The sequence below is a fragment of the Affinundibacterium seohonense genome (assembly GCF_014284305.1).
Classification (GTDB): domain Bacteria; phylum Pseudomonadota; class Gammaproteobacteria; order Burkholderiales; family Burkholderiaceae_D; genus Undibacterium; species Undibacterium seohonense.
Genome location: NZ_JACOFW010000155.1, coordinates 1 through 227, shown reverse-complemented (window position 1 = coordinate 227; position 227 = coordinate 1). Strand labels below are relative to the sequence as shown.

The window sequence follows — 227 nt, the reverse complement described above, 5'->3', positions numbered from 1 at the left end:
ATTACTGGCGTACTCCACTACGAATCGACTTGGCTACCGCGAATACAAATCGGATGCCAAACAATGTAGTGACTGCCCAACAAGAGCGCAGTGCACAGCAAGTAAAAATCATGTCAAAGTCGTGACCAGACATGTTTGGCAGCATTTTAAAGAACAACTCAACGCGAACCGACTTAGTGTAAGTGGGAAAGAGATCTACAAGCATCGTAAAGAGACGGTCGAACGGA

The 227-nt window shown here is 45.8% G+C and carries 1 protein-coding gene; it reads left to right on the top strand.

The window, feature by feature from the left end; translation table 11 throughout:
* Positions 1-227 (top strand): transposase (locus tag H8K52_RS20970; protein ID WP_186924831.1); only part of this gene is annotated, 227 nt, incomplete at both ends.